Genomic DNA, 21,900 nt, shown 5'->3' on the forward strand with positions numbered 1-21,900 from the left:
AATGCGCTCCGGGCTGAATTTGCGCAGAATCGTGAAGACGCTGCGGCAAATGACGGATTGCCAGTCCAGCCGGCACGACGGATAAGCTCGGATCGAGGCTTCGTCTTGCATCCGCGGGAGAACGGGCCGGCTTTTCCGGTCTTGCCTGCCCGTGCCGCCCCACGCCTTCACCTTCTCATCCACCGACGCGCCGGACGGCTTCGAACGATACCGCGACCTGTACAAGGCTGGGTCCGATGCCGCGGCGACCGGTGCCGGCTTCGGCGCCTCGGTGAAAGCGCATCGGGTCGGTCGCCTGCTGGTGTTCGACCGGCATCTGCGCGCGGTCGAGCACAGCCGCGATCCCGCCCGCGTGCGGCGCGATGGCTTCGATCACTTCACGCTCCAGCTCCTGCGGGCGGGCCGCTTCCACGGCGGTCCGCTCGGCGACGAGCGGCGCATGCGGCCGGGCGAGGTGGTGCTGTTCGACCTGACGCGCCCGCAGCGCACCCGCATCGACGACGCCCGCTTCGTCACCGTCTCGATCGCCCGCGACGTGGTGGAGCGCGCCGCGCCGAACGCCCGGCGCCATCACGGCCAGCCCCTGCCGGCCGCCGCCTCGGGGCTGCTCGGCGACCTGATGGTGTCGCTGATGCGCCGCGGCGCGACGCTGCCGCCGACGGCCTCCGACAGTACGGCCCGGGCGCTGGCCGAACTGCTCGCCGGCACGCTCGCAGAGGTCGAGCCCGTCGGCGACGCCGCCGCTGCCGTCCTGGCCACCCAGCGCCTGGAGCGGGCTCAGGCCTGCATCGTGCAGCGCCTGTCCGATCCCCGCCTCGATGCCGAGGCGGTCGCCGCCGCCGCGGGCCTGTCGCGCAGCGTGCTCTATCGCCTGTTCGAGCCGTTGGGCGGGGTGGCGCAGTTCATCCTGGCCCGGCGGGTGGCCGCGCTCGCCACGGCGCTCCGCAACCCGGACGAAACGCGCTCGATCACGACGCTGACCTACGATCACGGCTTCTCCAGCGAGAGCCATTGCAGCCGCGCCTTCCGCGCCGTGCATGGCCAGCCGCCGGGGCGCTTTCGCGAAGCCGCGCGCGCGGCGCGCCCGGCGGGCGGGGATGTGATGGACGCGTGGTTCCGATCCCTCGCCTGATCCCCCGCTCCGGTGGCCTGTCCGGCTGGCCGCTCGTGGCTTTGCTGGCCGCGATGCAGCTCACCGCCTTCGCCGACCGCTTCCTCCTGACGCTGGTGGCAACGCCGGCCAAGCAGGCCCTGTCCTTGAGCGACACGCAGCTCGGGCTGCTCCAGGGCTCGGCCTTCGTCCTGCCCTACGCGCTGATCCTCCCCTTCCTCGGCACGCTCGCCGACCGGGGGCGGCAGCGCGGGCTGCTGCTCGCCGGCCTCGTTCTGTGGAGCGGCGCCACCCTCGCCTGTGCGTTCGCCGAGAGCTTTGCCGGGTTGCTCGCGGCGCGCCTCGTCCTCGGGATCGGGCAGGCGGCGTTCGCCCCCACCGCCCTGTCGCTGCTGGCGGCGCGGCTCGACCGGCGAAACCTCGGCCGCGGCGTGTCCGGCCTCACCACGGGCGCCGCGCTCGGGCGCAGCCTCGCGCTGCTGCTCGGCGGGCTCGTGCTCGGCTGGCTCACGGCCCGCGACGCGCCGCTGCTGCCGGGGCTGGCGCCGTGGCAGACGCTGTTCGTCCTCGCCGTGCTGCCGAATTTTTTTCTGGTTCCTCTCCTGATGACCGTGCGTTCGACGCCGCGGCCGGTCCGCCCCGTGAGCGCGCGGGTCGCGCTGGCCTGGATCGGGCGGCGGCGCGGGGCCTACCTCGCGCTGGCTGCCGCCGCCACGGCCTCGGTGCTGATGAGCCAGACGCTGGGGGCCTGGGCGCCGACCTTCTTCGTGCGCCGTTTCGGCCTGACGCCGGCCGAGAGCGGCCTGTGGCTCGGGCTGACCGCGGTCGCGGCCGCACCCTTCGGCCATCTCGCGGGCGGCGCGATCCTCGACCGCCTGCGTCGGAACGGGCGGACCGATGCCGCGCCCCGCCTGCTCGCGCTGGCGCTGGGGCTCGCGGTGCCGGCCACCGCGCTCGCCGGCCTGTCGCCGAGCCTCACGCTCTCGCTCGCGGGCTTTGCCGCCCTCGTGATCGTGCTGGGCATGGCGAGCCCCGCCTGGCTGTCGGGTCTCCAGCTGCTGACGCCGCGGGCGCTGCGCGGCCGGGTCAGCGGGCTGTTCCTCGCCGTCATCACCCTGGTCGGCCTCGGCACCGGGCCGGCGCTCGTCGGGCTGCTCAGCGACCGGGTTTTCGGGGAGGACGGCCTGGGGCTGACCCTGGTCGTCCTCTTCGCCGGGGTCGGCGGCCTCGGGGCGCTGGCCGCGACGGTGGCGCGGAGCCTGTGGACTCAGCCCTCGCGACGGTTCTCGCGCATCAACTGGACGAAGCGCTCGAACAGATAGTGGCTGTCGCGCGGGCCGGGCGAGGCCTCCGGGTGGTGCTGCACCGAGAAGGCCGGGCGGTCGGTGAGCGACAGGCCGCAATTCGAGCCGTCGAACAGCGAGACGTGGGTCTCGACCGCGGTCTCCGGCAGGCTCTTCGGATCGACCGCGAAGCCGTGGTTCATCGAGACGATCTCGACCTTGCCGGTGGTGTGGTCCTTCACCGGATGGTTCGCGCCGTGATGGCCCTGGCCCATCTTCACCGTGCGCCCGCCGAGCGCGAGGCCCATGAGCTGGTGGCCGAGGCAGATGCCGAAGGTCGGCACCCGCTCGTCGAGCAATTGGCGGATCACCGGCACGGCGTATTCGCCGGTGGCGGCCGGATCGCCGGGGCCGTTCGACAGGAACACGCCGTCGGGCTTCATCGCCATGATCTCTTCGGCCGTCGTCGTGGCCGGCACCACGGTGACGTCGCAGCCGGCTTCCGCCAGCAGGCGCAGGATGTTGCGCTTCACGCCGTAATCGATGGCGACGACCTTCAGGCCCTCTCCGGTCGCGCGCGAGCCGTAGCCGCCCTTCACCGCCCAGACGGTCTGGGTCCAGGCGGTCGCCTCGCGCGAGGTCACCGGCGGCACGAGGTCGAGGCCTTCCATTGGGGCGAGCGCGGCGGCGCGCGCCTTCAGGGCCTCGCGATCGAACCGGCCGCTCGCGTCGTTGGCGATGACGGCGTTGGGCATGCCATGATCGCGGATCAGCGCGGTGAGCGCGCGGGTGTCGATCCCGGTGATGCCGACGATGCCGCGGGCCTTGAGCCAGCCGTCGAGATGCGAGGAGGAGCGCCAGTTCGAGGGCTTGGTGACGGCCGACGCGATCACCGCGCCGCGCACGCCCGAGGCCGGGGCCTGATCCAGGCTCTCCAGATCCTCGTCGTTGGTGCCGACATTGCCGATATGCGGGAAGGTGAAGGTGACGATCTGCCCGGCGTAGGACGGGTCGGTCAGGATCTCCTGATAGCCCGTCATCGCGGTGTTGAAGCAGACCTCGCCGTCGGCGACGCCCTCATGGCCGATGCCGAAGCCTTCGAGCACGGTGCCGTCGGCCAGCACGAGGAGCGCGGTCGCCAGCGGCTCGGCCCAGGGCTCGGGGTTGTTGCACGCGGGATCGGCGCGCAGGGTCGCGGGTTCGTCTTGCAGCATGGGTCCGATCCGGCTTATGTCCGCCGCCTCGCGCGGCCCATGATCGAGGGTCGCGGGGATGTGCGGGATCTTGGCCCGGCTCATAGCGAGCCCGCGGCTTCGGGGTCAACTTGGTCGCGCGCCCGCGCGCCTTCAACGGGTTGGACGAAGCGGCCAGCCCTGCACGCCACTCACGCCTGGAGCCGGACCATCATGCTGCGCGCGCGCATCACCGCCGAGATGAAGGAGGCCATGAAGGCCCGCGAGCAGCAGAAGCTCTCGACGATCCGCATGATCCAGGCGGCGCTCAAGGACAAGGACATCGAGGCCCGCGGCCTCGGCAAGGGCGAGACCAGCGACGAGGACATCCTTGCGCTGCTCCAGAAGATGATCAAGCAGCGCCAGGAGGCCGCGAGCGTCTACGAGCAGGGCGGCCGGCCCGAACTCGCCGAGACCGAGCGCGCGGAGGCCGGCATCATTCAGACGTTCCTGCCGCAGCAGCTCGACGAGGCCGAGACCAAGGCCGCCATCGCGGAGGCCATCGCCGAGACGGGTGCCGCCGGCCCGAAGGACATGGGCAAGGTGATCGCCGCGCTGAAGGGCAAGTATACCGGCCGGATGGATTTCGGCCGGGCGAGCGGGATGGTGAAGGACGCGCTCGCGGGGAAGTAAGCGCTAAGCGGGACCGGCGTCGATCTTCATGCGGAAGATCGCGTAGGGCGGCCGCTGGCGGTCCACGCCGCCATTGTGCTCCGGGCGGCGATTCGCCTGGGCGGCGGAGAGGTAGAGCCAGCCGTCCGGCGTGATCCAGAATGTGTCGGGCCAAATCAGCCGCGGATCGCGGGCGATGACCTCGATCCGCCCGTCCGGATCGCGGCGGCCGATGGCGTCGAACTCCTGAAGGCTCAGGTACACCCGGTCGCGCGAATCGGCGGCGAGCCCGCCGGTCAGGCCCTTCTCGCCGAGGTCGCGCACGGTCTCGGCCACCGACGCGTCGTCGCGGGCGGAGTCGAGGAGCGCGGCCGTGTCCACCACGTAGAGGCGGCGGCTCATCAGCGGCGCGTAGTAGAGGCGCGTCCCGTCGGGACTCAGCGCGATTCCGTTGGCCCCGCCCTGGATCGGGCCCGTCGTCCCGTCGGCCTTGCGCTTCTTCAGCACGCGGCCCTCGACGATCTTCAGCGTACCCTCGACCGAGCGCGTGCTGGCATGACTCGCGAGCCGCCGCAGCGCCCGGCCGCTGGCGAGATCGACGGCGATCAAGGCGCCCGCCCCGTCCTGGCCTTGGTCGGTGATGTACGCGACCTCGCGGCCGGGCCGCGCATCGACCCGCAGGTCGTTGAGCGACGAGGTTTTCGTGACCACGTCCTGCAACGGGATCGTGCGGGTGATCGCGTTCGACGCCAGATCGATGCAGACGAGCTTGGCCGCCCCCGGCACCGGCTCGCCGGACGAGGCCATCAGCCCGGCATCGAGCAGCCAGAGCCGCCCGCGGGCATCGACCACGCCGTTCGGCACGTGAAACAGCCGCTCCCCGGCCTTCGCCGGATCGGGTTTGTTGGCCGCCTCGCTCGGGTAGGGCACGACGCGGCCGTCTAGAAACACCTCGCCCGCGGTGAAGACCGTGCGGTCGTCGAACCGGGGCATGAACAGGAACATCCGGCCATCGGGCGAAAGCGTCAGCCCGGTCGGCGTCGTCGGCGCCTGCGCGGCGACCACGAGGTCGAGCGGGTTGGTGCCGGGTTCGGCCTGGGCCGGGCGCACCCCCGTGAGGCCTGCGACCAGCAGGCCCGCCGCGCCGCCGAGGAGATGGCGCCGTCCGATGTCGGTCATTCGGTATCCTCTCGGAGCCTGTTTATCCGTCCCATCCCACCCAACCCCCTCATCCTGAGATGCGGAGCGAAGCGAAGCCTCGAAGGAGGGCTCCAGCTCGCTCAGCGATCCCTGGAGCCCTCCTTCGAGGCTGCTGCGCAGCACCTCTGGATGAGGGGTGTGGGTGGGATGAAGGGGGTTGAGGTAGGACGAAGCGGGTGGATGGGCCGTCACGCCGGAACGCGAGCCCCGCGCACCCGCGTCTCCACCGCCAGCACCTTCGGCCCGGCGCAGATGTAGAGCCGGCGCCCGTCCGGGCCGCCGAAGGCGATGTTGGCGCAGGGGCCTTCGGTCGGGATGCGGCCGAGGAAGGTGCCGTCCGGGCTCCACACCCGCACCCCGTCGCCGGTGCCGGCATAGAGGCGGCCGTCGGTGTCGGTCTTGAGTCCGTCCGGCACGCCGGCTTCCAGCCGGGCGAAGACGCGGCCGTTGGACAGGCGCCCGCCCGCCACGTCGAAGGCCCGGATGGTGCGCGGCATCGCCCCGTCCGGTGCTCCGCCGCTCTCGGCCACATACAGAACCCGGCCGTCCGGCGAGAAGGAGAGCCCATTCGGCTGGTGGAAATCGGTGGCGACCGCCGCCAGCGTGCCGTCCGGCGCGCGACGGTAGACGAAGCTTCCGGCCTGCTCCGAGGCGCGCGGCTCGCCCTCGGATCCTTGCGTGATGCCGTAGGTCGGGTCGGTGAACCAGATCGCCCCGTCGCCCGCCACGACCGCGTCGTTGGGCGAATTGAGCCGGCCGCCGCGAAACCGCTCGGCCAGCACCGTGAACGTCCCATCGGGTTCCTGGCGCACCACGCGGCCGGTGCGGTGCTGGCAGGTGATGAGCCGGCCTTGCGCGTCGAGCGTGTTGCCGTTGGCGTTGTCCGAGGGGTCGCGGAAGGTCACCGGAGCGCCGCCGTCGGGGATGCGGATCATCCGGTTGCGGCGGACATCGCTGAAGACGAGGCTGTTCAGCGCCGGCACCCAGACCGGGCCCTCGCACCATTCGCCATCGGCATAGAGCGTCCGCACCTGCGCTCCCGGCGCCAGGATCGCGGCGAGCCCGTCGGCGGCGCGGGCGGCGAAGGGCGCGAGCAGCATCAGCCCGAGGAAGGGGCGGCGGGTGAGGGAGTGAGCCGTCATCGGCCCGCCAACGCATCGCGGCGCGGAAGGCTCCGCCGGCGAGACTCCGTTAGGGATGGCGCGCTAGACTACGCCCCCACGCCGGAGGGCCTCCGCGGTCGGCCATCGAAGCGAAACGATCCGTGCGCTACCCGCCCCACATCCTCGAAGAGATCCGCACCCGGTTGCCCGCCTCCGACGTGGTCGGCCGGCGGGTGAAGCTGAAGAAGGCCGGCCGCGAATGGCGCGGCCTGTCGCCGTTCAACGCGGAGAAGACGCCGAGCTTCTACGTGAACGACCAGAAGCAGTTCTACCACTGCTTCTCATCGGGCAAGCACGGCGACATCTTCACCTTCCTGATGGAGACCGAAGGGGTCACGTTCCCGGAAGCCGTCGAGCGGCTGGCGGGCGAGGCCGGGGTCAGCCTGCCGAAGATGACGGTGGAGAGCGAGCAGGCCGAGGCCCGCCGCACCGGCGCGCTGGAGATCATGGAACTCGCCGCCCTCTATTTCGAGGAACAACTGCGCGGCCCCGGCGGCGGCGAGGCCCGCGCCTATCTCGACCGGCGGGGCTTGGGCGACAGCACGCGCAAGAAATTCCGCCTGGGTTACGCGGGGAGCGCCCGTTACGGCCTGCGCGACCATCTCGCTGGCAAGGGCATCGAGCGCGACACGATGCTCGAACTCGGGCTCCTCGCCACGGCGGAAGGCGTCGCCGTGCCCTACGACAAGTTCCGCGACCGGGTGATGTTTCCGATCCGCGACGTGCGCGGCCGGGTCGTCGCCTTCGGCGGGCGGGCGATGCAGGCCGAGGCCAAGGCCAAGTACATGAACTCGCCGGAGACGCCGCTCTTCCACAAGGGGCGGATGCTCTACAACCTCGATCTCGCCCGCAAGAGCGCCCACGACCGCGAGCGCATCGTCGCGGTGGAGGGCTACGTCGATGTCATCGCCATGACGCTGGCGGGGTTCCCCGAGACGGTGGCGCCGCTCGGCACCGCGCTCACCGAGGACCAGCTGGCCCTGCTCTGGCGCCACGCCGACGAGCCGATCCTGTGCTTCGACGGCGACGGCGCCGGGCAGCGCGCCGCCTTCCGGGCGCTGGACGTGGCGCTGCCGATGCTGGAGCCGGGCAAGTCCCTGCGGGTCGCGATGCTCCCGCAGGGCCAGGACCCGGACGACCTCGCCCGCTCCGGGGGCGCGGCGGCCATCGACATGGTGCTGGCCTCGGCCCAACCGCTGGTCGACGTGCTGTGGGCCCGCGAGACGGCGGCCGGCGCCCTCGACACCCCGGAGCGCCGGGCGGGTCTGGCCAAGACGCTGCGCGAGGCGGTGGCCGGCATCCGCGACGAGACCGTGCGGCGGTTCTACCGCGACGAGATCGACGGGCGCCTGCGCGGGCTGTCGGGCGGACGGCCGGAGCGCGGTGACAACGGCTATGCCGCCGGTCCGCGGCCCCCGCGCGCCCCGTTCCAGCGCCGCCCGCGGCCGGGCGATCCGCCGCCCTCGCCGCGCATCGTCACCGGCTTCAACCCGCTCCTCAAGGTGACGGCCCCGGCCCCCGTGCAGGGCGGGCGAGCGGCCAAGCGCGAGGCGATGATCGTCGCGAGCCTGCTCGCCCACCCGGAGCTTCTGGGCATTGAGGAAGAAGCGCTGGCCGCCCTCGAACTCGTCAACCCGGACGCGCAAGCCCTGCGCGACGTGCTCTTGGAGCGCGCCGCCGAGGTCGATGCGCTGGAGCCCGAGCTGATGGAATCGCGCCTGCGCCGGGCCGGGCTGGAGGAGGCGCATGCGCGGCTGGCTTCGCTCGTCAATCCCGGCGACCGCTGGATGCTCGATCCGCATGCCGATCCGCAGCGTCTGGAACATACCCTGCATCAGGCGGTGATCTTGCACCGGCAATCGGGAGCCCTACATAGCGAGCTTCACCAAGCTGAGCGCGCCCTTGCCGAGGATGGGTCGGAAGCCCATTTCGCGTGGCTATGCGACGTGCAGCAGCAACTCGCGGTGATCGCCGCAGCGGAAGCCGAGGCGGAGGTCGCCAAAGACGATTGATTTCGCGAAAGCGTGGCCCCGCTGCGACGGCGGCAGGCCGGTCGTTATGGTTAACGGACGGTCAAGGGGCGGCAGGCTAGAGCGAATGCAACGAGAATCGGCGCGGGCACTCGACAAGCGCGCCATTCCCCTACATTGCGACGTGTCTTTCGCGGGGAGCGCGCGGGCTAACAAAGCCCCGGCCGCCGCCACGAGAACAATAGGCTGAGCATGGCAACGAAGGCAACCGAGCGGGACGATGCGGACGCCGCCCAGGAGCAACCGACCGACGGGCCGCTCCTCGACCTGACGGATGCCGCGGTCAAGCGGATGGTGAAGCTCGCCAAGAAGCGCGGCTACGTCACCTACGAGGAGATCAACGAGGTCCTGCCCGACGGTCAGGTCGACGGCGACCAGATCGAGGACGTGCTCGCGCAGCTCGACGACATGGGCATCCGCGTCGTCGAGGCGGAGGAGTCCGAGGAGACCGCGACCGAGGCCAAGGCCAACGGCGAGGCGGGCGAGGACGAAGAGGCGTCCGAGGGCGGCGAGGTCGCCGAGACCACGACGGCGCGCGCCGTCGCGGTCGCCACGCCCACCGCCAAGGAGCCGACCGACCGTACCGACGATCCGGTGCGGATGTACCTGCGCGAGATGGGCTCGGTCGAGCTGCTGTCGCGCGAGGGCGAGATCGCCATCGCCAAGCGCATCGAGGCCGGCCGCGAGGCGATGATCGCGGGCCTGTGCGAGAGCCCGCTGACCTTCCAGGCCATCATCATCTGGCGCGACGAACTCGTCGACGGCAAGGTGCTGCTGCGCGACATCATCGACCTCGAAGCGACCTATGCCGGCCCCGACGCCCGCGGCGCGCCGCAGACGCCTGAGGAAGGCGCGGAGGAGTCCGAGGAGGGCGAAGGCCCCGTCCCGCCGGAAGGCGGCGACGACGAGGACGACATGGAGAACAACGTGTCGCTCGCGGCCATGGAGGCCGAGATCAAGCCGCGCGTGCTCGAGACCTTCGACAACATCGCCTCGAACTACCGGAAACTCCGCAAGCTCCAGAACGAGGAGACCGAGCTGAAGGCGGGCGGCGGCACGCCGACGGCCGCGCAGGGCAAGAAGCAGGCGGAGCTGAAGGACATCGTCGTCACCGACGTGAAGTCGCTCTCGCTCAACGCCAACCGCATCGAGGCCCTGGTCGAGCAGCTCTACGACATCAACAAGCGCCTCATCTCGCACGAGGGCCGCCTGATGCGCGCCGCCGAGAACCACGGCGTCGCCCGCGACGAGTTCCTGCGCCACTACCAGGGCTGGGAACTCGACCCGAACTGGATGCAGCGCGTCGGCACGCTCGGCGGCAAGGGCTGGAAGAACTTCGTCGAGAAGGGCGGCCGCCAGGTCGCCGACCTGCGCGAGCAGATCCTGACGCTCGCCTCCGAGACGGGCCTGCAGATCGGCGAGTACCGCAAGATCGTCGCGATGGTCCAGAAGGGCGAGCGCGAGGCGCGGCAGGCCAAGAAGGAGATGATCGAGGCCAACCTCCGCCTCGTGATCTCGATCGCCAAGAAGTACACCAACCGCGGCCTGCAGTTCCTGGACCTGATCCAGGAGGGCAACATCGGCCTGATGAAGGCGGTCGATAAGTTCGAGTACCGCCGCGGCTACAAGTTCTCGACCTACGCCACGTGGTGGATCCGGCAGGCGATCACCCGCTCGATCGCGGATCAGGCCCGCACGATCCGCATCCCGGTGCACATGATCGAGACGATCAACAAGATCGTCCGCACGTCGCGCCAGATGCTGCACGAGATCGGCCGCGAACCGACTCCGGAGGAGCTGGCCGAGAAGCTGGCGATGCCGCTGGAGAAGGTCCGAAAAGTTCTGAAGATCGCGAAGGAGCCGATCTCCCTCGAGACGCCCATCGGTGACGAGGAGGATTCGCATCTCGGCGACTTCATCGAGGACAAGAACGTCGTCCTGCCGATCGACGCGGCGATCCAGTCGAACCTGCGCGAGACCACGACCCGCGTGCTGGCCTCGCTGACGCCGCGCGAGGAGCGCGTGCTGCGCATGCGCTTCGGCATCGGCATGAACACCGACCACACCCTCGAAGAGGTCGGCCAGCAGTTCTCGGTGACCCGCGAGCGCATCCGCCAGATCGAGGCGAAGGCGCTGCGCAAGCTGAAGCACCCGAGCCGGTCCCGGAAGCTGCGGAGCTTCTTGGACAACTGAGGCCAGCCCTATTGTTCGCATCGGGAGCCCGCGGCTCCCCCCTCTCCCCGCACGCGGGGAGAGTGTCGCGACGACCCCGTCGTCGTCGCGATGAGCGGTAGCGGGGGTGAGGGGGACTCTACGGAAGAGGCTCCCTCGGACAGGCCCCCTCACCTTCGGCTGCCGCCTCGCTTCGATGACGACGAGGTCATCGAAGCCCTCTCCCCGCGTGCGGGGCGAGGGGATGCGCGGCTGACTTTGCTCTCAATCGTAAGACGTTCGGCCGCCCCCTCGGCGGCCGTTTTCGTTTCGCCCCACACCCTCCCACCAAAAGGTTCCCGCCCGCGTCACAAAAAACCCAGACTTCCCCGGCATCCCCAGGTCTCACGAGGCCGGGACGCCAGAATCACCGGCCGGCTCGATGTTTGGGGGTTTGCCGGATGACGTTCGACGACGCGCGCGACGACTTCTCGCGCCTGCACCGCCAGTTCACGCTGCATCTCGGGGTCGCGGTCGGCCTGTCGTGGCTGACGGCGCTCTACGCGGCGGCGTATGCCCCGTGGGTGCGCAACATCCGGGCGCTGATCGATCCCGCCGGCCCGCTGCGGGTCGAGAGCACGCTGTCCTACCTGTTCATCCTCCCGGCCGTGCTGACGTTTGCCTGGGCCTCGGCCTATTTCGGCCGCGAGACCATGCGCCGGTTCCAGACCCTGCCGAACCAGACGCTGGAATTCGCCGCCGCCGCGGCGGTCGCCTTCGGCGTGTTCTATCTCTCGATCGACCGCGCCGTCGCCGTCCTGCTCGCGGGCTTTTAAAGCCCTTACTGAGTTGCACGGACCGAGGTCCGTGCGCCCGGCGGACGACCGCCGCCCCGCAGTCGCGGGGGCAAGCGACGATGAGAGGTTCATCGTCGCTTGATTCAGTTGCCCTCCGTCAGACGCCGCACGGCGTCCGTGCCGAGCAGCCGCACGAGGCGACGCTCGGCTTCGCTGTCTGCGGCGAGCATCATGCCGCCGCAGACGCTGCCGCGGCCGTGGAAGGCGTAGCGCAGCACCGGCGCCGCCCGCAGGCCGCCATTGCCGGCTGCGACGAAGCCCTGCATCCGCCCCGGACGGTCGCTGCGCCCGATCACCACGTCGAGCCCCGCCGCCTGCCCGGTCACGGTCCAGGGCTGGAGATCGAGCCGGCCGCTATCCTGCCGCGCGAGCGCCCGGCGCGGGCCCGACAGCGCGACGAGGGTGTCCGGGGGCAGGTGCAGCAGCCCCTCGAAGGCGATGGCTCGCCCCGCGGCGTCGCCGACGCGCACGAAGCGGTCGAGCACCGCCAGCCCGTCGAGATCGTCGAGGACGAGGAACAGGCGGGCATGCGCGTAGTCCGGCCCGTGAATGGTGCTGGCGAAGGCGAGCAGCCGCCCCCCGTCGAGATCGAGTCGGCCCAGCGGCCACGCGCGCCCGGCCATCGGCTCGCGGCCATCGGGAATCGCGACGTTGTGGGCACGCGGCGAGAGCAGGTAGTGGCGCGCCGGCCCCGTCTCGGTCCCTTCGCCGCCGCCCTCCACGATCCAGCGTGAGCCCCCGGTCGCGAAGACGAAGGAGGTGGCGTCGCGGTGCTCCGGCAGAGATTGGCCGGCATGCTGGCAGGCAAAATAGGCCCAGCCCCGCTCCGGCCCGTCGTAGCGCAGGACCGTGACGTCGCCGGCCTCCGCGGGCTCGGCGGGCGCCTCCTCGCGGGCGGCGAAGAGTTCGGACGGCTCGGACACGGCGAGCCGGGCGACCCAGCCGGCATGGTCGATGGCGGTGGAGCCGTCGCCGAAGGGCGGCAGCCGCCCGCCCGGATCGAGCAGCCGGGCGAGGCCGGGCAGGGACGCCGCGACGCGGGCCGCGATGGCCGGGCCGGGCGCCGTGTCGCCCAAAGCCTCGGAGACGCCGCGGCCGAGCCCCAGCAGATCGAGCCGGCGCTGCACGGCGGATTCGGCGAAGCGGCCGTCGGCACTCAGCAACGCGTCGAAGCCCTGGTCCAGGCTGCGACGACTCAGCGTCTCCCAGAACGGCGCGAACGGGAAGGCCGGCAGCGCGCGGGCGAGGGCCAGCAGGGCGGCCGCCGCCTGGAGGCCGGGGAGGCCGCGGGCAAGCGTGTTCGCCCCGACGATCTCGGCGAGCGCGAAGCCGTGCCGCGCCGCCTCCGCCGCGATGGCGTCGCGGTCCGCGCCCTCGTCCAGCAGCAGGCTCGCCAGCACCTCGGCGCGCGGCGCGAGGGCGGCCGGATGCAGGCTGAGCGGGTCGCTCGGCTGGCCCCAGGGGTTGGCCGCCGACCACGATGCGGCGAGGCCGCGGGCGCGCGCGATGCCCTCGGGCTGGGCGGCGAGCGGCAGCAGCCATGTCAGCGACTGGTAGGCGAGGCGCCACGCGACCGAGCGGAACGGGTCCTCGCGCCAATCAGGCCCATCCGCCGGCCCATCCGGAAGCGTCCAGTCCGGCAGGCCGGCGAGGCCGAGCACGACGCCGCCCTCCAGGTCGAGCCGGGCGCTGCGGTCGGGGCCCGCACGCAACGCGCGGGCGCGGGCGAGCGGGGCGACGCCCTCGCCGATCGCGCCGAGCCAGCCCGCGGGCGCGTCCTCGGGCAGGCCGAGGCGGTCGGCGAGGCGGGCGAGGAAGGCCGGGGCGTCGAGGGCGTCGTCGCCGCACAGGCTTTCCAGCCGTAACTCGTCTTCGAGGGCGAGTTCCGGCACGCCGATCAGCTCGGCGCCGCTTGCGCGCTCCGCATCCTCCCACGGGCCGATCTGGAGATCGACCGCCGCCGCGCCGGTCGGCGGGCGCAGATCGAGGGTGAAGCGGCGCGCCTGCGGCACGGCGGCGAGGTTGAACACCGCCCCGAGGCCGGGGACCGAGAGGGCGCCGGGATAGGGCGGCGCCATCTCGGCGCCCGCGCCGTCCCGGTAGACGAGGCGCACCCGCGCGGCGTGCTCGTCCGGCACCGGGGCGTAGAGCTGGCCCCGCAGCGCCAGTCCGACGCCGTCCGGCAGGGCGAAGTGCAGCGGCAGCGGGTTTTCGTCGAGCAGGCGGCGGCGCGGCGCGGCCTCCGGATCGGGCTCGCCCAAGAGGATCACCGGATCGGACACGATGACCGGGGCGGTGTTGCGCCAGGAGCGTACGGTGACGGCGAGGTCGCGGGCCTGATCCGGCATGCGGAAGGCGACCCGCAGGACATCGTCGGCGAGCGCCGGGCCGGGCACCCAGGCGGCGTGCGGATCGAGCAGGCTGCGCACCAGCCCCGGCACGTGGTCGAGATCGAGGCTCGATCCGTCGCCGGCCAGGAAATCGAACCCGAGCGCGAGGCTGTCGGGGCTGAGCCCCGAGGCCTCCGCCTCGTCGTAGGCGAGCGCGAGCCGCAGGCAGGCCCAGGCGCCGGGGCGCAAGTCCTCGAAGCCGAGCACGGCGCGGGCGAAGCGGTGGTTCGGGGCGACGACGTGCAGGCCCGCGCGCCCACCGGGCCCGGCACCGCCGGCATAGCGGGCCGAGGCCGGCACGCGGAGGATCACGGCTTCCGCCTCATCAGGCTCCAAACCCAAATTCCCCGTCGCGCGCATCCATGGCCGCAGGCGCACCGGGTAGGCGCGTCCTGTCAAGCCGGGAGCCAGCCCCATGCAAGATTGCCGACCTAAACCGCAGGGAGACGAGGGGGCTTCCGCCCCCTCACATCACCGACGGGCCCTTTACAGGAGGGGGACGTTGCCATGACGACGGGCGTCTACCTGTTCGACCTCGCCTCGCAGCACGCGCGCTACCTCGCGGTGCGGCAGGCCACCATCGCGGGCAACGTCGCGAACGCGAACACCGCCGGCTACAAGGCCCGCGACGTGGTGCCCTTCGCCCAGGTGTTGGCGAAGACCGGCCTCGACATGCAGATGACGGCGGGCCGCCACATCGAGGGACAGGGCGCCCGCATCCCGGTGCGCACCGACGCGGGCGGCGGCTGGGAGACCCTCGAATCGTCCGCCGGCGTCAGCCTGGAGCAGGAGATGCTCAAGGGCGGCGAGGTCGCGCGCCAGAGCAACCTCGACAACGCGGTGGTCAAGTCGTTCCACCGGATGCTGATGTCGGCCGTGCGGAGCGGGTCATGATCGATCCGCTGCTCTCCGCCTCCCGGCTCGCGGCGGCCGGGCTCCAGGCCCAGTCGGTGCGCATGCGCGTCGTCTCGGAGAACCTCGCCAACGCGCAATCGACCGGCGAGACCCCCGGCGCCGACCCCTATGCCCGCAAGACGGTGACGTTCCGGGCCGAACTCGACCGCGCCGCCGGCTTCGCCTCGGTGCGGCTGGCCAAGCTCGACACCGACAAGACCCCGTTCCGCACCGAGCACGACCCGGCCAACCCGGCCGCCGACGAGGATGGCAACGTCAAGCTGCCAAACGTCAACATGCTCGTCGAGATGGCGGACATGCGCGAGGCCAACCGCTCCTACGAAGCGAACCTCCAAGTGATCAAACAGGCCCGCGCCATGGTCGCGGGCGTGATCGATCTCCTCAAGTCCTGAGACAGCAACGATGATCGAGGCACTCACCTCGCTGTCGGCCTTCGACAAGGTCGCCGGCACCTCCTTCGCCGGGACCGCGCCGGTCCAGCGCGCGGCGCTCCCCGTCCAGGCGGCGGCGCCCGCAGCCGGCACCGACTTCGGCGACATCATGGCCCAGTTCGCGACGCAAGCACGCGACGCCCTGCGGGTCGGCGAATCGACCTCGATCGCCGGCATCCAGGGCAACGCGTCGGCCCAGCAGGTGGTCGAGGCGGTGATGTCCGCCGAGCAGAGCCTCCAGACCGTGGTCGCGATCCGCGACAAGGTCGTGGCCGCCTATCTCGAACTCAGCCGCATGCCGATCTGAGGAGACTGACCCATGCGCGCTCTCGCCATCGCCGCCACGGGCATGTCGGCCCAGCAGCTCAACTTGGAGGTCATCGCGAACAACATCGCGAACCTCAACACCACCGGCTTCAAGGGCGCGCGGGCCGAGTTCACCGACCTGCTCTATCAGGCCGAGCGCCAGCAGGGCGCGCCGAACCAAGCCGGCCAGGAAGCCGTGCCGGAGGGCGCGATGCTGGGCTTAGGCGTGCGCGCCGCCGCGATCCGCAACCTGCATCGCCAGGGGCAACTGGCCAACACCGGCAACCAGCTCGATCTGGCGGTGAACGGGCGCGGCTACTTCCAGATCACCAGCCCCGGCGGTGAGATCAACTACACCCGCGCGGGCGCCTTCAACAAGAACGCCACCGGCCAGCTCGTGACGCTCGAAGGCTACGCCATCGATCCGGCGATCCTGATTCCGCAGAACACCTCGGAAGTCACGATCAATGAATCCGGTCAGGTCTTCGCCAAGGTCCAGGGGCAGGTCGCGCTGCAGAACATCGGCCAGCTCACGCTTGCCAACTTCGCCAACGAATCCGGCCTGGAGCCGCTCGGCAACGGCCTCTACCGCGAGACTCCGGCCTCCGGCGCGCCGGTCGTCGGCAATCCCGGCGACGTCAGCTTCGGCCGGCTGCACCAGGGCTACCTCGAAGGCTCGAACGTCGATCCGGTCAAGGAAATCACCAACCTGATCACGGCCCAGCGCGCCTTCGAGATGAACTCCAAGGTGATCCAGGCCGCCGACGAGATGGCCGGCACCGTCTCGAAGGGCATCCGCTGACGCCGCCTCCCGCGTCGCGACGCCCGCCCTCCCCTCCCTTCCGTATCGGCGCGATCCCCATGGCCCGCACGCTCCTCGCCCGTTGCCTCGCCCTCGCCCTGCTCGCCGGGTCCAGCCAGATGCCGGCGCTCGCCATCGAGGGCATGGCGGGCGGCGAACTCATGCTGCCGGTGCCCGTCGTCACGATCTATCCCGGCGACACGATCAAGGAATCGATGCTGCGGATGCAGGCCTATCCCTCGACCTTCAAGGCGCGGGCGGCCGTCATCGACGCGCCGCTCGCCATCGCCGGGCGGCAGGCGCGGCGGATGCTGCTGCCGGGCGAGCCGGTGCCGGTCAACGCCGTGGACGATCCTCGGCTGGTGAGCCGCAACACCCCGACCCAGATGGTGTTCGAGGAGAACGGCCTCGTCATCACCACCGTCGGCTCGCCGCTCCAGAACGGGGGGCTCGGCGAGACGATCCGGGTGCGCAACACCGACACCAACCGCATCGTGCTCGGCGTCGTGATGGCGGACGGCCGCATCAAGATCGGCGCGCAGTGATGCTGCGGCGACCGACGCACCGTATCCTCATCGCGGTCCTGCTCGGGCTCGTCACGGGTCTCGGCTTCGCCCTCGTCGCCGGCCCGGCCCGCGCCGCGGGCGGCACCCGCATCAAGGACATCGCCACGCTGAAAGGCGTGCGCGACAACCAGCTGTTCGGCTACGGCCTCGTCACCGGCCTTCAGGGCACGGGCGACACCTTGCGCAACGCGCAGTTCACCGAGCAATCGCTGCAATCGCTGCTCGACCGGCTCGGCATCAACGTGCGCGACGCGCGGCTGCGCACCCGCAACATCGCCGCCGTCATGGTGACCGCCGACCTCCCACCCTACACCGGCACCGGCTCGCGCATCGACGTCACCGTCACCTCCATGGGCGACGCCACCTCGCTGAAGGGCGGCACGCTGCTGATGACGCCGCTCACCGGCGGCGACGGGCTCGTCTATGCGGCGGCGCAGGGGCCGCTCGCGGTCTCCGGCTTCACCGTGCAGGGGCAGGCCGAGCAGCTGACGCAGGGCGTGCCGACAGCGGGCCGCATCCCCAACGGCGCGCTGATCGAGCGCGAGGTGCCCGGCACCTTCCGCGATCTGCCCGAACTCGTGTTCGAGCTGAAGAACCCGGACTTCAAGTCGGCGATCCAGATCTCGGACGCCATCAACGCGTGGTCGCTCTCGGCCTTCGGCCGCCGCATCGCCTCGGCCCGCGACCAGCGCGCCGTCGTGGTGATGCGCGGGCGCCAGATGAACCAGACCCGGCTGGTGGCCGAGATCGGCGATCTGACGATCCAGCCCGACACCCCGGCCCGCGTCGTGGTGGACCAGCGCACCGGCACGGTCGTGATCGGCCGCAACGTGCAGATCTCCACGGTGGCCGTCACCCACGGCAACCTCACGGTGCGGGTCACCGAGGCGCCCGAGGTGTCCCAGCCCGCGCCCTTCTCCAACGGCCAGACCGTGGTGGTGCCCCGCACCGAGGTCGCCGCCCAGGAGCAGATGGGCAAGCTCGCCATCCTCGGCGGCTCCGACCTGCAGACGCTGGTGCGCGGCCTCAATCAGGTCGGCCTGAAACCCACCGACATCATCGCGATCCTGCAGGCGGTGAAGACCGCCGGCGCGCTGCAAGCGGAGCTCGTGGTCCAGTGAACCGCCAGACTCATTCAGCTTGCCGCGGGACGGGAACCCCCTCTCCCCGCACGCGGGGAGAGGCCTTTAGGGACCTTGTCGTCCCTAAAGGAAGCGAAGCGGCGGTGAGGGGGCGTTTCCGGACGAGTCTCCTCCGTCGAGTCCCCCTCACCTTCGGCTGCCGCCTCGCTTTGCCGACGACAAGGTCGGCAAAGCCCTCTCCCCGCGTGCGGGGAGAGGGGATGCCTCGCCTCCCCCACACCCTCGCCCTCTGGCTCGCCCTCTCGGGCGCCGCTTTCGCGGCCGGAGGCCACGACAAGCCGGACCCGGCGAAAGAGGCCGCGATGAAGGCGCTCGCGATCCGCGACGCGCCGAAGGAGGTCTCGGCCCAGGACTACGTCGCCAAGGAGCCTGGGAAGACCGGCTACTGCGCCAACATCGCGGACGCTGCCGCCGACGCCCGGTTCGCGTGGCAGAAGGAGCAGCTCGCGACCCTGGAGCGTCAGGTCGAGGAGCGGATCAAGGCGCTGGAGGAGAAGCGGGCCGAGTACGAGACCTGGCTCAAGCGCCGCAACGAGTTCCTGGCCAAGGCCGACGAGAGCGTGGTCGCGGTCTACGCCAAGATGAAGCCCGACGCGGCGGCGCTGCAATTCGCCAACATGCCCGAAGAATCGGCCGCCGCGCTGCTGACCAAGCTCAACGCGCGCGCGGCCAGCGCCATCCTCTCCGAGATGGAGGCGACGCGCGCGGCCAACCTCGCCCGCAAGATGTCGGACACCGGCCGCAAGGACGCGCCGCCCGCGCCCGCGCCGGCTCCCAGAAAGAACGAGAGATCGTGATGCGTGGCTCGTATACCGCCCTCGCCGGCTGCCTCGCGCTCAGTGTCGGCGCCTGCCAGACCAACGAGCTCGACCGCCTCGGCCGCGCGCCGGTGCTGACCCCGGTCGGCACCGGGCTCAACGCCCCGCGCGAGCCGCTGCCGACGACCTTCGGCTCGTACGGCCCGCGCCACAGCTACCATTCGACATGGTCGCCCGCGAGCGCCGACCTTTACCAAGACCCGCGCGCCAAGAACGTCGGCGACGTCATCACGGTGGCCATCGCCATCAACGACAAGGCGCAGTTCGACAACGCGACCGAGCGCGAGCGCAGCCAGAAGAGCTTCCTGGGCTTCGATTTCGGCTACGGCGTCTCGGCGCTGAAGGATTCGGCCACCGCCGACACCGGCATCCGCTCCGGCACCTCGACCAAGGGCCAGGGCAACATCGACCGCAAGGAATCGCTCAGCCTCTCGGTCGCCGCGGTCGTCACCGAGGTGCTGCCCAACGGCAACGTGATGATCTCGGGCTCGCAGGAGGTGCGGGTCAACAACGAGGTGCGCGTGCTCAACGTCGCCGGCATCGTCCGCCCGCGCGACATCTCGCGCAAGAACACCATCGACTACGACAAGATCGCCGAGGCCCGCATCTCCTACGGCGGTCGCGGCCGCCTCACCGACGTGCAGGGGCCGACGGTGGGCCAGCAGATTTTTGAAACGGTGGCGCCGTTCTGAGGCGCGATCATCCTCATCCCACCCTCCCCCTCATCCTGAGGTGCCGGAGCGAAGCGGAGGGCTTTGAGCGAGCCCTCCAGACATCACGGCGATCCCTGGAGCCCTCGCTCAAAGCTGAGCTGACGCCTAGCACCTCAGGATGAGGAGGATGGATGGGACACGCACCGGCGGAAGAATCATCATGGCCGAGACCAAGGACGGCGCGAGGAAGGGCGGCAAGGGCTGGATCGGGGCGCTGCTGCTGGTCACGCTGGTGGCCGTCGGCACCGGCGGCGGGCTCGGCGTCTACCTGGTCGGCAACGTCGAGAAGTCGGTGGACCTCAAGAAGCGCGACGAGGCCGACAAGGCCGTCAAGGTGCTCAACTACACCGGCGACCTCAGCTTGCGCAGCGTCGGCTCGGCGGTGACGAACCTCGCCGAGCCCGCCGACGCCTGGGTGCGGATCGAATCCTCCATCGTGTTCAAGACCGGCACCCTGCCGAACCCGGACGTGACGCTCGCCGAAATCCGCGCCGACGCGGTGGCCTATCTGCGCACGATGTCGCTCGCCCAGATCGAGGGCGCCAGCGGCCTCCAGCACCTGCGCGAGGACCTCAACGAAAGGGTCGCCATCCGCACCAAGGGCGCCGTGCGCGAACTCATCGTCGAATCCCTGGTGGTTCAATGAGCGCGGCTATGGCTCATCCCGACCCGACGCGTTCCCCCTCCCCCCTCCGCGGGGGAGGGTGGCCCCCGAAGGGGGGCGGGAGAGAGGAGCGACGGTGCCACTTGGCCGCCGTCGACGGCGAATTCACCGGAAGCGTGGTTCCCCTCTCCCGCCCTGCCTCCGCAGGGCACCCTCCCCCGCAGAGGGGGGAGGGTTTGGGGTCGCGCTCCCGTCGCTCGTGGATGATCGCGACGGCGACCGTCGCCGTCGTGGGCCTCTCCGCCACCGCCGCCCTCGCCCAGAACGCGGGCGGCGTCACCGGCGTGCCCGGCCTCGACGCCCTGCTGCCCGCGGGCAACGGCGCCGCGTCCGGGCGCATCATCCAGCTCGTCGCGCTGCTGACCGTGCTGTCGCTGGCGCCGGGCCTTCTCGTCATGGTGACGAGTTTTACGCGCTTCGCCGTCGCGTTCTCGTTCCTGCGCTCGGGCCTCGGCCTCCAGAGCACGCCGGCCAACATCTTCCTCGTGTCGCTCGCGCTGTTCATGACCTTCTACGTCATGGCCCCGACCTTCGACCGCGCTTGGAACGAGGGCGTGAAGCCGCTGCAGGAGAACCGCATCGGCGAGGAGGAGGCGTTTTCCAAGATCGTCGAGCCGTTCCGCGAGTTCATGACCCAGCACGTGCGCCCGAAAGACCTCCAGACCTTCACGGATCTGGCCAGCCGCAACTTCCCGAAGGCGGAAGCGGGCGAAAAGGTGGATCTGCGCATCCTGATCCCGGCCTTCATGATCTCCGAACTGCGCCGCGGCTTCGAGATCGGCTTCCTGATCGTGCTGCCGTTCCTCGTCATCGACATCATCGTCTCCACCATCGTGATGTCGATGGGCATGATGATGCTGCCGCCGACCGTGATCTCGCTGCCGTTCAAGGTGCTTTTCTTCATCTTGATCGACGGATGGAATCTGCTGGTGAGCGGGCTGGTGCGGTCGTTCTTCTGACGGTTTGGCCTCAGGTCTACGGCACAGGCCGCCGTGCGGTATGGCGGAAGCGCTGCACGATGATGGCGTCGTCGGTCACGACGTAGTCGACCAGATAGGGATAGGGGACGAGATAGAGACGACGCACCCCGGAGACCGAGGTCCTGACGCCGAGTTGCGGATGCTCCCGAAGTCGCTGGAGCAGATGAGCAAGGCGCGCCTCGATCTTCGCCGCGCCTTGCGGCGAGCGGGCCTGGACGTAGCCGAGCGCCTCGTCGATCTGCCGGAGCGCCCGCGCCTGGAAGCGCAGTTCGCGCGGCGAAAGGCTCACCCGCGATACTTCGCGAACACGGCTTCGACCGCGGCGGCATCGGCGAACTCGCCGCGCTCCATCTCGCCGCGCGCTTCGAGCAGATCGGCCTCTTCCTCGGGCGTCAGCACGAGAACTTCATCGTCCTCACCGGCATAGGCGAGCACGAGGCTGGCGATCTCGTCCTGTAGGTTGGCCGGGAGGGATCGGGCTCGCTCCATGGCCTGCTCCAACCGCTTCGTCATGTCCTGACCTCTCGCATCGCG

22 protein-coding genes are annotated in these 21,900 nt (G+C 70.8%); 16 read left to right on the plus strand and 6 right to left on the minus strand.

Features of this window, described 5'->3' with window-relative positions; genetic code table 11:
- The first annotated feature begins 151 nt into the window (after window positions 1-151).
- Together AAHG03_RS13870 and AAHG03_RS13875 are read left to right on the plus strand one after the other, a co-directional pair.
- Window positions 152-1,132 carry a helix-turn-helix domain-containing protein gene (locus AAHG03_RS13870; protein WP_342151263.1) on the plus strand — a complete coding sequence of 327 codons (981 nt, stop codon included), beginning with the start codon at window positions 152-154 and terminating at the stop codon, window positions 1,130-1,132.
- On the plus strand, window positions 1,111-2,433 hold the full coding sequence (locus AAHG03_RS13875) for an MFS transporter (RefSeq protein ID WP_342151264.1): 1,323 nt from the start codon (window positions 1,111-1,113) through the stop codon (window positions 2,431-2,433). The genes AAHG03_RS13870 and AAHG03_RS13875 overlap by 22 nt, the downstream gene beginning before the upstream one ends.
- Here AAHG03_RS13875 and carA read toward each other — a convergent pair.
- Window positions 2,379-3,608, minus strand: coding sequence for a glutamine-hydrolyzing carbamoyl-phosphate synthase small subunit (gene carA, locus AAHG03_RS13880; RefSeq protein WP_342151265.1), 1,230 nt, complete (start codon window positions 3,606-3,608; stop codon window positions 2,379-2,381). The genes AAHG03_RS13875 and carA overlap by 55 nt on opposite strands.
- Before the next feature lie 192 nt (window positions 3,609-3,800).
- On the opposite strand from carA, the gene AAHG03_RS13885 reads away from it, so the two are divergent.
- A complete protein-coding gene (locus AAHG03_RS13885) occupies window positions 3,801-4,259 on the plus strand; it encodes a GatB/YqeY domain-containing protein (protein WP_342151266.1) in 459 nt (152 codons plus the stop codon).
- A 3-nt stretch (window positions 4,260-4,262) separates the two neighbouring features.
- Here AAHG03_RS13885 and AAHG03_RS13890 read toward each other — a convergent pair whose 3' ends face one another.
- Together AAHG03_RS13890 and AAHG03_RS13895 are read right to left on the minus strand one after the other, a co-directional pair.
- Window positions 4,263-5,417 (minus strand): L-dopachrome tautomerase-related protein, encoded by a 1,155-nt coding sequence (locus tag AAHG03_RS13890; protein ID WP_342151267.1) that lies wholly within the window; start codon window positions 5,415-5,417, stop codon window positions 4,263-4,265.
- Window positions 5,418-5,626: 209 nt separating this feature from the next.
- Complete coding sequence (locus tag AAHG03_RS13895; RefSeq protein ID WP_342151268.1) at window positions 5,627-6,580, minus strand: SMP-30/gluconolactonase/LRE family protein; 954 nt, start codon at window positions 6,578-6,580, stop codon at window positions 5,627-5,629.
- Window positions 6,581-6,702: 122 nt separating this feature from the next.
- Between AAHG03_RS13895 and dnaG the strand changes: the two genes are divergently transcribed.
- The 3 genes from dnaG (at window position 6,703) to AAHG03_RS13915 (ending at window position 11,618) form a co-directional block, all read left to right on the plus strand.
- Complete coding sequence (gene dnaG / locus AAHG03_RS13900; RefSeq protein ID WP_342151269.1) at window positions 6,703-8,613, plus strand: DNA primase; 1,911 nt, start codon at window positions 6,703-6,705, stop codon at window positions 8,611-8,613.
- A gap of 210 nt (window positions 8,614-8,823) precedes the next feature.
- Window positions 8,824-10,824 carry an RNA polymerase sigma factor RpoD gene (rpoD, locus tag AAHG03_RS13905; RefSeq protein WP_342151270.1) on the plus strand — a complete coding sequence of 667 codons (2,001 nt, stop codon included), beginning with the start codon at window positions 8,824-8,826 and terminating at the stop codon, window positions 10,822-10,824.
- 419 nt (window positions 10,825-11,243) lie between these two features.
- Window positions 11,244-11,618, plus strand: a complete 375-nt coding sequence (locus AAHG03_RS13915) for a hypothetical protein (protein ID WP_342151271.1) — start codon at window positions 11,244-11,246, stop codon at window positions 11,616-11,618.
- A 104-nt stretch (window positions 11,619-11,722) separates the two neighbouring features.
- On the opposite strand, the gene AAHG03_RS13920 is transcribed toward AAHG03_RS13915, so the two are convergent.
- On the minus strand, window positions 11,723-14,341 hold the full coding sequence (locus AAHG03_RS13920; RefSeq protein WP_342151272.1) for a heparinase II/III domain-containing protein: 2,619 nt from the start codon (window positions 14,339-14,341) through the stop codon (window positions 11,723-11,725).
- Between the two features lie 195 nt (window positions 14,342-14,536).
- Here AAHG03_RS13920 and flgB point away from each other — a divergent pair, with 195 nt between their 5' ends.
- The 10 genes from flgB (at window position 14,537) to fliP (ending at window position 21,345) form a co-directional block, all read left to right on the plus strand.
- On the plus strand, window positions 14,537-14,923 hold the full coding sequence (gene flgB, locus AAHG03_RS13925) for a flagellar basal body rod protein FlgB (protein ID WP_342151273.1): 387 nt from the start codon (window positions 14,537-14,539) through the stop codon (window positions 14,921-14,923).
- The gene (flgC, locus tag AAHG03_RS13930; RefSeq protein ID WP_342151274.1) at window positions 14,920-15,336 is read left to right on the plus strand and encodes a flagellar basal body rod protein FlgC; all 417 of its coding nucleotides are present in this window, start codon (window positions 14,920-14,922) and stop codon (window positions 15,334-15,336) included. The genes flgB and flgC overlap by 4 nt, the downstream gene beginning before the upstream one ends.
- Window positions 15,337-15,346: 10 nt before the next feature.
- Complete coding sequence (locus AAHG03_RS13935; RefSeq protein WP_342151275.1) at window positions 15,347-15,682, plus strand: flagellar hook-basal body complex protein FliE; 336 nt, start codon at window positions 15,347-15,349, stop codon at window positions 15,680-15,682.
- A gap of 12 nt (window positions 15,683-15,694) precedes the next feature.
- The gene (gene flgG, locus AAHG03_RS13940; RefSeq protein ID WP_342151276.1) at window positions 15,695-16,483 is read left to right on the plus strand and encodes a flagellar basal-body rod protein FlgG; all 789 of its coding nucleotides are present in this window, start codon (window positions 15,695-15,697) and stop codon (window positions 16,481-16,483) included.
- A 59-nt stretch (window positions 16,484-16,542) separates the two neighbouring features.
- Complete coding sequence (gene flgA, locus AAHG03_RS13945; protein ID WP_342151277.1) at window positions 16,543-17,028, plus strand: flagellar basal body P-ring formation chaperone FlgA; 486 nt, start codon at window positions 16,543-16,545, stop codon at window positions 17,026-17,028.
- Window positions 17,028-18,170, plus strand: a complete 1,143-nt coding sequence (gene flgI, locus AAHG03_RS13950; RefSeq protein ID WP_342151278.1) for a flagellar basal body P-ring protein FlgI — start codon at window positions 17,028-17,030, stop codon at window positions 18,168-18,170. The genes flgA and flgI overlap by 1 nt, the downstream gene beginning before the upstream one ends.
- Before the next feature lie 221 nt (window positions 18,171-18,391).
- Window positions 18,392-18,988: a MotE family protein gene (locus tag AAHG03_RS13955; RefSeq protein ID WP_342151279.1), complete on the plus strand. Its 597-nt coding sequence runs from the start codon at window positions 18,392-18,394 to the stop codon at window positions 18,986-18,988.
- Window positions 18,988-19,701 carry a flagellar basal body L-ring protein FlgH gene (gene flgH, locus AAHG03_RS13960; protein WP_342151280.1) on the plus strand — a complete coding sequence of 238 codons (714 nt, stop codon included), beginning with the start codon at window positions 18,988-18,990 and terminating at the stop codon, window positions 19,699-19,701. Before AAHG03_RS13955 ends, flgH begins: the two co-directional genes overlap by 1 nt.
- A 148-nt stretch (window positions 19,702-19,849) precedes the next feature.
- Window positions 19,850-20,368: a flagellar basal body-associated FliL family protein gene (locus AAHG03_RS13965; protein ID WP_342151281.1), complete on the plus strand. Its 519-nt coding sequence runs from the start codon at window positions 19,850-19,852 to the stop codon at window positions 20,366-20,368.
- Between the two features lie 221 nt (window positions 20,369-20,589).
- Entirely contained in the window at window positions 20,590-21,345 is a 756-nt protein-coding gene (fliP, locus tag AAHG03_RS13970; RefSeq protein ID WP_342151282.1) for a flagellar type III secretion system pore protein FliP, read from the plus strand.
- A 16-nt stretch (window positions 21,346-21,361) separates the two neighbouring features.
- Here the strand turns inward: fliP and AAHG03_RS13975 are convergent, their stop codons facing one another.
- A complete protein-coding gene (locus AAHG03_RS13975) occupies window positions 21,362-21,655 on the minus strand; it encodes a type II toxin-antitoxin system RelE/ParE family toxin (protein WP_342151283.1) in 294 nt (97 codons plus the stop codon).
- A complete protein-coding gene (locus AAHG03_RS13980) occupies window positions 21,652-21,879 on the minus strand; it encodes a hypothetical protein (RefSeq protein WP_342151284.1) in 228 nt (75 codons plus the stop codon). The genes AAHG03_RS13975 and AAHG03_RS13980 overlap by 4 nt, the downstream gene beginning before the upstream one ends.
- Between the last annotated feature and the right edge of the window lie 21 nt (window positions 21,880-21,900).

The organism is Methylorubrum subtropicum (assembly GCF_038442325.1).
Taxonomy (GTDB): Bacteria; Pseudomonadota; Alphaproteobacteria; order Rhizobiales; family Beijerinckiaceae; genus Methylobacterium; species Methylobacterium subtropicum.

Bases quoted from the DNA above. Each gene is read 5' to 3' on its own strand.
- AAHG03_RS13935 (WP_342151275.1), top strand. From the start codon at position 15,347: ATGATCGAGGCACTCACCTCGCTGTCGGCCTTCGACAAGGTCGCCGGC.
- flgI (WP_342151278.1), top strand. From the start codon at position 17,028: ATGCTGCGGCGACCGACGCACCGTATCCTCATCGCGGTCCTGCTCGGG.
- flgC (WP_342151274.1), top strand. From the start codon at position 14,920: ATGATCGATCCGCTGCTCTCCGCCTCCCGGCTCGCGGCGGCCGGGCTC.
- rpoD (WP_342151270.1), top strand. From the start codon at position 8,824: ATGGCAACGAAGGCAACCGAGCGGGACGATGCGGACGCCGCCCAGGAG.
- flgB (WP_342151273.1), top strand. From the start codon at position 14,537: ATGACGACGGGCGTCTACCTGTTCGACCTCGCCTCGCAGCACGCGCGC.
- AAHG03_RS13885 (WP_342151266.1), top strand. From the start codon at position 3,801: ATGCTGCGCGCGCGCATCACCGCCGAGATGAAGGAGGCCATGAAGGCC.
- flgG (WP_342151276.1), top strand. From the start codon at position 15,695: ATGCGCGCTCTCGCCATCGCCGCCACGGGCATGTCGGCCCAGCAGCTC.
- fliP (WP_342151282.1), top strand. From the start codon at position 20,590: ATGATCGCGACGGCGACCGTCGCCGTCGTGGGCCTCTCCGCCACCGCC.
- AAHG03_RS13955 (WP_342151279.1), top strand. From the start codon at position 18,392: ATGCCTCGCCTCCCCCACACCCTCGCCCTCTGGCTCGCCCTCTCGGGC.
- flgA (WP_342151277.1), top strand. From the start codon at position 16,543: ATGGCCCGCACGCTCCTCGCCCGTTGCCTCGCCCTCGCCCTGCTCGCC.
- AAHG03_RS13980 (WP_342151284.1), bottom strand. From the start codon at position 21,879: ATGACGAAGCGGTTGGAGCAGGCCATGGAGCGAGCCCGATCCCTCCCG.
- AAHG03_RS13965 (WP_342151281.1), top strand. From the start codon at position 19,850: ATGGATGGGACACGCACCGGCGGAAGAATCATCATGGCCGAGACCAAG.
- flgH (WP_342151280.1), top strand. From the start codon at position 18,988: ATGCGTGGCTCGTATACCGCCCTCGCCGGCTGCCTCGCGCTCAGTGTC.
- AAHG03_RS13890 (WP_342151267.1), bottom strand. From the start codon at position 5,417: ATGACCGACATCGGACGGCGCCATCTCCTCGGCGGCGCGGCGGGCCTG.
- AAHG03_RS13895 (WP_342151268.1), bottom strand. From the start codon at position 6,580: ATGACGGCTCACTCCCTCACCCGCCGCCCCTTCCTCGGGCTGATGCTG.
- carA (WP_342151265.1), bottom strand. From the start codon at position 3,608: ATGCTGCAAGACGAACCCGCGACCCTGCGCGCCGATCCCGCGTGCAAC.
- AAHG03_RS13915 (WP_342151271.1), top strand. From the start codon at position 11,244: ATGACGTTCGACGACGCGCGCGACGACTTCTCGCGCCTGCACCGCCAG.